This window comes from uncultured Methylobacterium sp., assembly GCF_964251405.1.
In the GTDB taxonomy this organism is placed as follows: domain Bacteria; phylum Pseudomonadota; class Alphaproteobacteria; order Rhizobiales; family Beijerinckiaceae; genus Methylobacterium.
Map to the genome: position 1 here is coordinate 38,844 of NZ_CAXUJR010000012.1, position 11,352 is coordinate 50,195.

The 11,352-nt window shown below is 66.4% G+C and carries 10 protein-coding genes and 1 pseudogene; 2 read left to right on the forward strand and 9 right to left on the reverse strand.

Going from position 1 to position 11,352, the window contains the following annotated elements:
* The 9 genes and pseudogenes from ACFE7U_RS04000 to carA form a co-directional block, all read right to left on the reverse strand.
* Positions 1-308 (reverse strand): annotated as a pseudogene (locus ACFE7U_RS04000) (hypothetical protein); the annotation flags it as partial.
* A 91-nt stretch (positions 309-399) separates the two neighbouring features.
* Positions 400-1,290 (reverse strand): LysR family transcriptional regulator, encoded by an 891-nt coding sequence (locus tag ACFE7U_RS04005; protein WP_375408439.1) that lies wholly within the window; start codon positions 1,288-1,290, stop codon positions 400-402.
* A 155-nt stretch (positions 1,291-1,445) separates the two neighbouring features.
* Positions 1,446-2,420, reverse strand: a complete 975-nt coding sequence (gene trxB, locus ACFE7U_RS04010; protein ID WP_375408440.1) for a thioredoxin-disulfide reductase — start codon at positions 2,418-2,420, stop codon at positions 1,446-1,448.
* A 21-nt stretch (positions 2,421-2,441) separates the two neighbouring features.
* Positions 2,442-3,476 carry a mitochondrial fission ELM1 family protein gene (locus tag ACFE7U_RS04015; RefSeq protein ID WP_375408441.1) on the reverse strand — a complete coding sequence of 345 codons (1,035 nt, stop codon included), beginning with the start codon at positions 3,474-3,476 and terminating at the stop codon, positions 2,442-2,444.
* Positions 3,446-3,946 (reverse strand): hypothetical protein, encoded by a 501-nt coding sequence (locus ACFE7U_RS04020; RefSeq protein WP_375408442.1) that lies wholly within the window; start codon positions 3,944-3,946, stop codon positions 3,446-3,448. The genes ACFE7U_RS04015 and ACFE7U_RS04020 overlap by 31 nt, the downstream gene beginning before the upstream one ends.
* Before the next feature lie 19 nt (positions 3,947-3,965).
* Positions 3,966-4,442, reverse strand: a complete 477-nt coding sequence (gene greA, locus ACFE7U_RS04025; RefSeq protein WP_375408452.1) for a transcription elongation factor GreA — start codon at positions 4,440-4,442, stop codon at positions 3,966-3,968.
* A gap of 127 nt (positions 4,443-4,569) precedes the next feature.
* Positions 4,570-8,052, reverse strand: coding sequence for a carbamoyl-phosphate synthase large subunit (gene carB / locus ACFE7U_RS04030; protein ID WP_375408443.1), 3,483 nt, complete (start codon positions 8,050-8,052; stop codon positions 4,570-4,572).
* A 320-nt stretch (positions 8,053-8,372) separates the two neighbouring features.
* Entirely contained in the window at positions 8,373-8,750 is a 378-nt protein-coding gene (locus ACFE7U_RS04035) for a hypothetical protein (protein ID WP_375408444.1), read from the reverse strand.
* A 126-nt stretch (positions 8,751-8,876) separates the two neighbouring features.
* Positions 8,877-10,109, reverse strand: a complete 1,233-nt coding sequence (gene carA, locus ACFE7U_RS04040) for a glutamine-hydrolyzing carbamoyl-phosphate synthase small subunit (protein WP_375408445.1) — start codon at positions 10,107-10,109, stop codon at positions 8,877-8,879.
* Positions 10,110-10,296: 187 nt separating this feature from the next.
* Here carA and ACFE7U_RS04045 point away from each other — a divergent pair, with 187 nt between their 5' ends.
* Both ACFE7U_RS04045 and ACFE7U_RS04050 read left to right on the forward strand, forming a co-directional pair.
* Positions 10,297-10,758, forward strand: a complete 462-nt coding sequence (locus ACFE7U_RS04045; RefSeq protein ID WP_375408446.1) for a GatB/YqeY domain-containing protein — start codon at positions 10,297-10,299, stop codon at positions 10,756-10,758.
* A gap of 93 nt (positions 10,759-10,851) precedes the next feature.
* Complete coding sequence (locus ACFE7U_RS04050) at positions 10,852-11,079, forward strand: type II toxin-antitoxin system Phd/YefM family antitoxin (RefSeq protein ID WP_375408447.1); 228 nt, start codon at positions 10,852-10,854, stop codon at positions 11,077-11,079.
* The last annotated feature ends 273 nt before the right edge of the window (positions 11,080-11,352 follow it).

Here is an 11,352-nt window from a genome sequence, read left to right on the forward strand (position 1 = left end):
GAGCAGGTGGCCGATCTGTACAAGGGGTTGGAGAAGGAGCGGCTGTTTGTTTGAGCAGTCCCGCTGAGGTGACGCTCAATCCAGAGCATCACGCAGGATTGCGTTGACGCACTCTTGTCGACCGAGCAACCGACGATGACCTTGCGGCCTAGGAGGCGTCCGACCGTGATGGTACTCGTCTCGCCGTACGCCGCTTGAACATTCTCGAACTCATAGCCCGGGCCAGCAAAGACGGCTTCCGCAGCACGAAAATCAAGACCTCGTTCGATCAAAGTATTGTCACGCTTCACCGGATCAAACGTGATCATTGATCATTATGCGATCCAAACGACGCGTCGAGCAGCATTGGCTTCGGACCAACCACCCACGTCCACCCTTGCTCAATACGTCCACCCTTGCTCAATACGTCCAGCGTTGCGCCTTCGCCACGAGGAAATCGCGGAACGCCTGCACCCGTGCCACCGTGCGCATCTCCTCGGCATAGACGAGGTAGCTTTCCATGTGCGGCATCTCGCTGTCGCGCATGACCTGGACGATGCCATCCTGCCCGTCGACCGCGTAATCCGGCAGGATGCCGATGCCGGCTCCGGTCTCGATCGCCTTCTGCAGGGCCGCGATGTTGTTGACGGTGAAGTGGATGGTTCGCCGCTCCAGCCCTTCGCGGCCCACCGTTGCGAGCCAGTGCGTCGCCAGGAGGTAGGACGGTTCGTTGCCTCCGAACGAGACTAGGCGGTGCTCGTCGAGATCGACGATGGACTTGGGCTCGCCAAAGCGCTTGACGTAATCCTGGCTGGCGAAGGCATGGTAGTGGACGGTGAAGAGCCTTCGCTGGATCAGGTCGGGCTGAGCCGGCCTGCGCATGCGGATCGCCACGTCGGCCTCGCGCATGGCAAGGTCGAGCTCCTCGTTCGTGAGGATGAGCTCGACGCGGACCTCGGGATAGAGGTCGAGGAACTCGGCCACCCTCTGGGCCAGCCAGGACGTGCCGAGCCCTGTCGTCGTCGTGACCTTGAGGTCGCCGCTCGGGCGTTCGCTGGTCTCGACGAGGCGCGCGCGGGTATTCTCCAGCCGCAGCTTCATGTCCCGCGCTGCCCGGAACAACAGGTCTCCCTGCTCGGTGAGGATGAGCCCGCGTGCGTGGCGGTGGAACAGCGGCGCCTTCAGCTCTCGCTCCAGGGCACTGATCTGCCGGCTCACCGCCGACTGGCTCAAGCCAATGTCGTCGCCGGCCTTGGTGAAGCTGCCGGCCTCCGCGACGTTGAGGAAGATGCGGATCTTGTCCCAGTCCACGGCGTCGACACTCCCGAACTCAGCCTGTCGCCGACCGTATCGTGCGGAACAACGATGCAGTCCTTTGGCGGCGCGCCAGTTTTAGGACAACGATCTTGCAATTGTGTTGCGATCGGACGCAAGACGAGGTCGCCGCAAATCCACGTCCGAAGCGACTATTCGGCCGCCGCTTGCTGCGGGGTTTCGCCGACATCGAGGGCGGCGAGGTATTTTTCGGCCTCGAGGGCGGCCATGCAGCCCATCCCGGCGGCGGTGATGGCCTGACGATAGACGTCGTCGGTGACGTCGCCGGCCGCGTAGACGCCCGGGATCGCGGTCTCGGTCGTGCCCGGCCGCGTCGTGATGTAGCCGCCTTGGCGCATCGTGAGCTGGCCCTCGAAGATGCCGGTGGCGGGCTGGTGGCCGATCGCCACGAACACGCCGTCGGCCTTGCGCTCGACGATCTCGCCGCTGCGTACATCCTTCAGGCGCAGGTGGGTCACCGAAGGCGGCTTCTCGCTGCCGCAGATCTCCTCGACGGCGTGGTGCCACAGCACCTCGACATTGGCGTGCTTGAACAGGCGCTCCTGCAGGATGCGCTCGGCTCGGAACTCGCCCCGGCGATGGACCACGGTGACCTTGGCGGCGATGTTGGCGAGATAGAGCGCCTCCTCGACGGCGGTGTTGCCGCCGCCGACGACCACGACCTCCTTGCCGCGGAAGAAGAAGCCGTCGCAGGTGGCGCAGGCCGAGACGCCAAAGCCCTGAAACTTCGCTTCCGACGGCAGTCCCAGCCACTTCGCCTGGGCGCCGGTGGCGATGATCAGCGCGTCGCAGCTATAGGTCTCGCCCGAATCCGCCTCCAGCCGGAACGGCCGCACCTTCAGGTCGACCTTGGTGATGTACTCGGCCAGTATCTCTGTGCCGACATGTTCGGCCTGGAGCCGCATCTGCTCCATCAGCCAAGGTCCCTGGATCGGCTCGGCGAAGCCCGGATAGTTCTCGACGTCGGTGGTGATCATGAGCTGTCCACCAGGCTGGAAGCCCGAGATCATCAGGGGCTTCACCATGGCGCGGGCGGAATAGACCGCCGCGGTGTAGCCGGCCGGGCCCGAGCCGATGATGAGGAGGCGGGCGTGACGGTGGGCCATGGTGAAGAAACTCCTAGGGCGTCAGCGCGACGACGCGATTCTTGCCTGATGGCGAATGTAGGCATCGGCGAGGCGTTGCGCGATGTACGGGGTCGCGTCGATCGGTGCGTAATGCAACATTTCGAACCGGCCGGTAAACGGCGCCAGGGCTCCGGCCGCCCGTAGTCCCGCGAAGAAACGGCGATGGCGGGCATAGGTCCCCGGCAATTCGAACAGCAACACCGGAGCACCAGTGCTCACCGCCTCACCGACCATGTTGGCGGAATCAGAAGTGACGACGACGGCATCCGCCAGTGCCAGCATCGCGACGTAGGGATTGTCGCCGCTGCCGTCCCAGAAGAAGGCCGGCCGCTCCGTCGCCAGCGCCAGAAGCGCGATCCGCAGGGCAGGGGGCGTGCGGCGGGAGATGGTGAGCATCAGCGAGGCGCCGGCTGCGCTCAACGCCCTCAGATCGTCGGCAAGCCGAACGATGTCGGCCGGGGCGAACCGCAGGTGCCGGCTATCGCCGCCGACGAGGACCGCGACCCTCGGATGGGGCAGGATGGCGAGCCGGGGGTCGGGGTCGGTTCGGGCCGCCCGCAGGCGTTCGGACGTGACGCGATGCGGTGGTGTGGCGGAGGTAAGGACGTTGCCGCCGCGCAGGTCGTCATAATCCGGCACCCAGATGAAGTCGGCGCTGGCCGTGCCCGTGCGCGGGTCCTTGAGGAAGGCCGTGAAGGTGCGCCCGAGGCTCGCCCGGCGCACGGCGCGAAGGTATGGAGCCGCGCGGCGGCCGGACGCGATCACAAGACCGGGGAGGGGGCCTGCCAGGGCGCCGCCGGCGCGGCCCGGCGCGTCGCGCGGATCGATCGGTCCCCATGGTGCGAGCCAGTCGAAGGGAGGCCGTGCCTCGAGCCGCTTGATCTCGACCGCGAGGCCGAGGGTCTCGGCGATGCCGAGGCACTGGTTCTCGTCACCGGCCTTGCCGTCGGTGATCACCCATGTCCGGGCCCCGGCGATGACTGATGGAATGGAAGGGTCGGCACTCACCCGTCGGGAAGGGCGCGGCGCAGCCACTGCGCGTAATGCTCGGCGATGGCCGTCACGCGGCGACGCTCCGAATCCGGATCGTACCAGGCGCCGCCGGAACTGGCCGGCAGGGCCGAGAGCTGAGGATGCCGGGCGATCACTTCGCCGCGCCGCCCGATGAGCAGCGCCTCGCCGTCGAGATAGTCGGTCTGGCCGCCGCCGCCGAAGCGGCGACTTTCCGAGCCGACATAGGCGGTCAGCGACAGGCTGCGGACCACCACGACAAGGGAAGGGCCGCCTCCGCCGAGCCGATCGGCGAAGCTGGCCTTGAGAGCGGCGACGAGGTCGTCCCGCAAGGCTTCCGCCTGAAGCCCGCCGCCGCGCGCGAGGAAGGGCCGGACATCCACTCTCACGTCGGACAGACGCCCGGCCCCGAGGCTGGACAGACCCTCCGCGCGGGCCGCCACGGCGAAGGCCAGCAACCCGAGGAGCGCGATGGCGCCGCGCCGAGCGATCATCGACGGCACCAAGCCTGCGTCAGCCGCCGTACTGAACGGCAACGACCTCGTAGGACTTGCCGCCGCCCGGCGTCGTGACCTCAACGGTGTCGCCGACCCCCTTGCCGATCAGCGCGCGGGCGATCGGTGAGGTGATCGAGACGAGGCCCGAGCGCACGTCGGCCTCCGGCTCGCCGACGAGCTGATAGGTCTTCTCTTCCTCGGTATCCTCATCGACGAGCTTCACGGTCGCGCCGAACTTGATCTTCGTGCCCGACAGCTTGGTCACGTCGATGACCTCGGCGCGCGCTATCATGCTCTCCAGCTCCATCACGCGGCCCTCGTTATGGGACTGAGCTTCCTTGGCGGCGTGGTACTCGGCGTTCTCCGACAAGTCACCGAGTGCGCGCGCCTCCGAGATCGCCTGGATGATGCGTTGGCGCTCAACCTGCTGGCGATGCTTCAGTTCGGCTTCGAGAGCCGCGAAGCCCCGCACCGTCATCGGAACCTTGTCTATCGTCATCGTCTCGCGCCACAATGAATAGGCCCGGCCGGGAACGTTTCCGCTCCCTCCGGGCCAAATGATACAGGCCTCGAACCACCCGCCTTGAGGCGGGTCATCAAGACGGCGTCCGCGGAATGTTTCAAGCCGCGAAGTATTCCTGCAAGGCGCGGACCTGAAGGTCGCCCTCAAGGTAGGCCTTGATGCCTTCAGCCGCCGCCATCGCGCCTGCCAGAGTGGTGTAGTACGGCACTTTATGCAAGAGGGCCGCACGGCGCAGCGAGCGCGAGTCGGACAGCGCACCGGCGCCTTCGGTCGTGTTCAGGACGAGCTGGATGTCGCCGTTCTTGATCGAGTCGACCACGTGCGGCCGGCCTTCCAGCACCTTGTTGATGCGGTCGCACGGGACGCCGTTCTCTGTGAGGAACCTCTGCGTCCCGCTCGTGGCCACGATCTCGAAGCCGAGTTCGGACAGCAGCCGGATCGCCGGCAGGATGCGCCCCTTGTCGGCATCGCGCACCGACACGAACACCCGGCCGCTCCTCGGCACGTTGGTGCCGGAACCGAGCTGGCTCTTGGCGAAGGCGACGCCGAAGCCGGCGTCCAAGCCGATGACCTCGCCGGTGGAGCGCATCTCCGGCCCGAGCAGGACGTCGACTCCAGGGAAGCGCGCGAAGGGGAACACCGCCTCCTTGACGGCGATGTGATTCAACACCTTCGGCTCGAGGCCGAAGCTCGCCAGGCTTTCGCCGGCCATGACCCGCGCGGCGATCTTGGCGATCGGCTCGCCGATCACCTTGGCCACGAACGGCACCGTCCGCGAGGCCCTGGGATTGACCTCCAACACGTAGATCGCGCCGTCCTTGATGGCGTATTGCACGTTCATCAGACCGCCGACGTTCAGGGCGAGCGCCATCGCCTTGGTCTGGCGCTCCAGTTCGGCGATGGTCTCGGGCGAGAGCGAGCGCGACGGCAGCGAGCAGGCCGAGTCGCCCGAATGGATGCCGGCCTCCTCGATGTGCTCCATGATGCCGGCGATGAATACGTCGTTGCCATCGCAGATCGCGTCGACGTCGATCTCGGTGGCGTCCGAGAGGTAGCGGTCGAACAGGAGCGGGTTCTTGCCCAGCACCGTATTGATCTGGCCGGTCTTGTCGTTGGGATAACGCGACTTCACGTCGGACGGGATCAGGCTCGGCAGCGTGTCGAGGAGGTAGTCGGCGAACTGGGTCTCGTCGCGGATGATCGCCATGGCGCGACCGCCGAGCACGTAGCTCGGGCGTACCACGAAAGGGAGGCCAAGATCAGCGGCCACGAGCCGGCTCTGCTCGACCGAGTAGGCGATGCCGTTCTTTGGCTGCTTCATCCCGAGCTTGTCGAGGAGGCGCTTGAACTGGTCGCGGTCCTCGGCCAGATCGATGGCGTCGGGCGAGGTGCCGAGGATCGGGACGCCGGCGGCTTCCAGCGCGCGGGCAAGCTTCAACGGTGTCTGGCCGCCGAACTGCACGATGACGCCGTGGAGCGTGCCGGCCTGGGTCTCCGTCTCGATGATCTCGAGGACATCCTCCTCGGTCAGCGGCTCGAAATAGAGCCGGTCCGAGGTATCGTAATCGGTGGAGACGGTCTCCGGGTTGCAGTTGAGCATGATGGTCTCGTACCCGGCCTCCGTCAACGCGTAGCAGGCGTGGCAACAGCAATAATCGAACTCGATGCCCTGGCCGATCCGGTTCGGCCCGCCGCCGAGGATAATGACCTTCTTCGCATCGGTCGGCCGAGCCTCGTCGACGACGGTGCCGGCGAAGGGGGCGACGTAGGTCGAGTACATGTAGGCGGTCGGCGCCTGGAACTCGGCGGCGCAGGTGTCGATGCGCTTGAAGACCGGGCGGACGCCCAGAGCGCGACGCTGGCGGCGGACCTCGTCCTCCTCGGTCTTGGCCAGCACCGCGAGGCGCGCGTCGGAGAAGCCGGCCGCCTTCAACTGGCGGAGCGCCCCGGGCGTCGTCGGCACGCCGTGGACCCGGACCCGGTTCTCCAGGTCGATGATCGCCTGAAGCTGCTCCAGGAACCACGGGTCGATCTTGCAGGAGGCGTGAACCTCCGCCTGTGACACGCCGAGGCGCAGGGCCTGGGCGACCTTGAGGAGCCGATCGGGGGTCGGCGTGCCGAGCGCGGCTTTGATGGCGTTGTGGTCGTCGCCCTTGCCGAGGCCCTCGATCTCGATGTCGTCGAGGCCGGTCAGCCCTGTCTCCAGGGAGCGCAGGGCCTTCTGCAGGGATTCCGCGAAACAACGCCCGATCGCCATGGCCTCGCCCACCGACTTCATGGCGGTGGTCAGCGTCGGCTCGGCGCCGGGGAACTTCTCGAACGCAAAACGCGGAATCTTCGTCACGACGTAGTCGATCGTCGGCTCGAACGAGGCCGGGGTCGCGCCGCCGGTGATGTCGTTGGCGATCTCGTCGAGCGTGTAGCCGACCGCGAGCTTGGCCGCGACCTTGGCGATGGGGAAGCCCGTGGCCTTCGAGGCGAGCGCCGAGGAGCGCGAGACGCGGGGGTTCATCTCGATGACGATCATCCGGCCGGTGGCCGGGTCGATGGCGAACTGCACGTTCGAGCCGCCGGTCTCGACGCCGATCTCGCGCAGGACAGCCAGCGATGCATCGCGCATCACCTGGTATTCCTTGTCGGTCAGCGTCAGCGCCGGCGCGACGGTGATGGAATCACCGGTATGGACGCCCATCGGGTCGATGTTCTCGATGGAGCAGACGATGATGCAATTGTCCGCCTTATCGCGGACGACCTCCATCTCGTACTCCTTCCAGCCGAGCACGCTCTCCTCGATCAGGACCTCGTTGGTGGGCGAGGCGTCGATGCCGCGCTCGACGATGTCGAGAAATTCCTCCCGGTTATAGGCGATGCCTCCGCCCGTGCCGCCCATGGTAAAGGACGGCCGGATGATCGCCGGCAGACCGACCTCGGCGAGAGCGATGAGGGCCTGGCCGATCGCGTGCTCGCCGTAGCGCTTGCGCCGCTCGGATTCTCCCGATTGCCACTTTTTCTCGAACGCCTTCAGCGCTGCAGCGCGCTCTTCGTCGTTCGCGGCATCGATCTTGGCGACCTCGGCGAGGTAGCGTTGACGGTCCGCCTTCTTGGCAGCCGACGCATTGGCGAGTGCCGATTTCGGCGTCTCCAGCCCGATCTTGGTCATAGCGTCGCGGAAAAGGTGGCGATCCTCTGCCTTGTCGATGGCCTCGGCGGTCGCGCCGATCATCTCGACGTCATACTTCTCGAGCGTACCCATCTTCTTGAGCGAGAGGGCGCAGTTCAGCGCGGTCTGACCACCCATGGTCGGCAGGAGAGCGAAGCCGCCGGGGAGGACGTGGCGCTCCTTCTCGATGATCTTGGTGACGATCTCGGGCGTGATCGGCTCGACATAGGTGGCGTCGGCCATGTCCGGGTCGGTCATGATCGTCGCCGGATTCGAGTTCACGAGCACGATCCGATAACCCTCCTCGCGGAGCGCCTTGCAGGCCTGGGTGCCGGAATAATCGAACTCGCAGGCCTGGCCGATGACGATCGGGCCGGCGCCGATGATGAGGATCGTGGAGATGTCGGTGCGCTTCGGCATCGGACGCCTTGGATGCGGGCGCGCGCACCCGGCCTCGCCGGGCGCCGAGGGCGGCACGGGCAAAGGGGCGCTGGCGGCCGGGATTGTCGTTAGACCTGGGCCTTACACGGCGTCGCGGCTCATTGAAAGAGCGTCGCGGACGGGTCAGGGCCACGGGCGGCGAAGATAGCCTGGAACCGGTCGTTCCAAGGGCCACATCGCGGTTTCAATCGCGCAGAAATGCGGATGCCGGAGAACCTGGGAACGGGGCCAGGTCCGGCGCGACGAGATTCAACGAGCGGACGGTTCTCGCATTGAGCGACGGCCGCCGCGCGGTGCGATCACATCCCGAGATAGAGTGCCGCGACGGCCCGATCGATGGACAGGTAGAATACGCCGAAGGCGACGAGCGCAGCAGCGGCGAACTCGATCGTGAGATTCGGCAGGGTCTGGGCGCGGCGCATGATCTCGCGACCGAAATGGAAGCTGACCCAAGCGATGGTCAGCACGACCGGCATTGCGAACAGGAACGACCATGTGCTCTCGACACGGTCGAGCCCGGTGGTGGGATCGATCAGCGCGCGGATGTTGCGCACCCATGGTGCATGACAGGCCGAATAGAGCGACGTCATCCAGGCGAGGCCGACGGCGACGCCGAAATGGAAGGTGAAGATCCCGTGCAGGCGGGTGAAGTCGTCCTGCGCATCGTCAGCCGTCATCGTCTACCCCTGGTCGGCAACCTCGATCATCGCTGCGACGATCTCTTGTCCGTCGTCGTTAGCGATCCGTTAACGAGGCTGCAGATGGGGGGCAAAGCCGGGTTTTTTGTGACGCCGGCTTCGGTCTCAGCCCTGCGGAGCGGCGGTTTCGGGCTTGCCGGCGCGCATCAGCGCCACGAAGCGCTCGAACAGGTAGTGGCTGTCGCGCGGTCCCGGCGACGCCTCTGGATGGTGCTGCACCGAGAAGGCCGGGCGGTCCGTGAGGGTGAGCCCGCAATTCGAGCCGTCGAACAGCGACACGTGAGTTTCGATCGCCGTGAGCGGCAGGCTCGTCGGATCGACGGCGAAGCCGTGGTTCATGGAGACGATCTCGACCTTGCCGGTGGTCTTGTCCTTCACCGGGTGGTTCGCGCCGTGATGGCCCTGCGCCATCTTCACGGTGCGTCCGCCCAAGGCCAGGCCCATGAGCTGGTGCCCGAGACAGATGCCGAAGGTCGGTACCCGCTCGTCGAGGAGCGCACGGATGACCGGCACGGCGTACTCGCCGGTGGCGGCCGGGTCGCCGGGCCCGTTGGACAGGAAGACGCCATCCGGCTTCATCGCCATGATCTCATGCGCGGTCGTGGTGGCGGGCACCACCGTCACGTCGCAGCCGGCCTCCGCCAGCAGGCGCAGGATGTTGCGTTTCACCCCGTAATCGATGGCGACGACCTTGAGGCCCTCGCCGGCCTTGCGGCTGCCGTAGCCTCCGTTCATCGCCCAGGTGGTCTGCGACCATTCGGAGTTTTCGCGGCTGGTCACCGGCGGAACGAGGTCGAGGCCTTCCATCGGGGCGAGGGCGGCGGCGCGAGCCTTGAGCGCATCGCGGTCGAAACGGCCGTCGGGGTCGTTGGCGACGACCGCGTTGGGCATGCCGTGGTCGCGGATCAGCGCTGTCAACGTGCGGGTGTCGACCCCCGTGATGCCGACGATGCCGCGGGCCTTGAGCCAGGCATCGAGATGGCTCGACGAGCGCCAGCTCGACGGATTGGTGACGGCCGAGGCGACCACGGTACCGCGTACGCCGGAGGCGGGCGCGTCGGCGAGGCTTTCCAGATCCTCGTCGTTCGTGCCGGTGTTGCCGATATGCGGGAAGGTGAAGGTAACGATCTGCCCGGCATAGGAGGGGTCGGTCAGGATCTCTTGGTAGCCCGTCATCGCGGTGTTGAAGCAGACCTCCCCGTCCGCGATCCCGGTCTGCCCGATGCCGAAGCCTTCGAGCACGGTCCCGTCGGCCAGGACGAGGAGGGCGGTTGCCATGGGCTCTGCCCAGGGGGCGGGCGCGGAGAGGCGCATGTTCACGCCATCGTCTTGCAGCATCGGCTCGATCTCGCTTATGTCCGGCCGATCCCGGCGCCGTAGACGGACGGCGCGTGCGGGGTGGCATCATCGTGCTGCGCTCATAGCGAGCGGGCCGTGACGGGGTCAATGTGGGCCCGGGGCCGGCTCCACTCAACCGCCGCAATTTGCAGACCACCCCCGATTCCAGGTTCCACAGGAGACGATCATGCTGCGCGCCCGCCTGACCACCGAGATGAAGGAGGCCATGAAGGCCGGCGACAAGGCCAAGCTCGCCACCGTGCGGATGATCCAGGCCGCCCTCAAGGACAAGGACATCGAGGCGCGCGGGTTGGGCAAGGAGCCGGCGAGCGAGGAGGAGATCCTCGCGCTGCTCCAGAAGATGATCAAGCAGCGCAACGAATCGGCCGCCGTCTACGATCAGGGCGGACGGCCCGAACTCGCCGAGACGGAGCGCGCTGAGGCGGCGATCGTCGCCAGCTACCTGCCCCAGCAGATGGACGAGGCGCAGACCAAGGCTGCCATCGCCAACGCCATCGCCGAGACCGGCGCGGCCGGGCCGAAGGACATGGGCAAGGTGATCGCGGCGCTGAAGGGCCAATTCGCCGGACAGATGGATTTTGGGAAGGCGAGCGGGCTCGTGAAGGAGGCGCTGAACGCGAAGGGATGAGGGCCAAGGTGACGTTCGCGGATCGACGACCCGCAATTCCTCGTATCGCGTATGTCACAGTGCTATGACCATCCCTCGGGAGGAGTGAGTTCCATGTCGCAGGATGCGACTTGGACCGTCGCCGAGGCCAAGGCCAAGTTCGGCGAGCTGGTCGAGACGGCACGGACGACGGGATCGCAGACGATCACGCGCAATGGGCGCCAGACTGCCGTCGTCGTCTCCATTGAGGAATGGGTGGCGCGAGATCCGCAGACAGGGGAGTCTGGCGGAGTTCTTCGGCTCGTCGCCGCTGCCGGACTCGCATCTCGACGTCTCGCGTGACGGCACCGGTCCGCGCCCGCTCGACTTGTGAGGTTTCTGCTCGACACGAACGTCGTGTCCGAATGGGTGAAGCCGGTTCCCGATATCGGCGTCGCGACTTGGCTCGATGAGACAGACGAAGACCAAGTCTTCCTGAGCGTCATGACAGTGGGTGAAATTCGGCACGGCATCGAGCGCCTATAGGCAGGCGCTCGCGGCACGACGCTCGGATGACGACCGACCTGCCGCTTCGCTTCGACGGCCGGCTGCTCGGAATTGACGAGGTCACGGCCG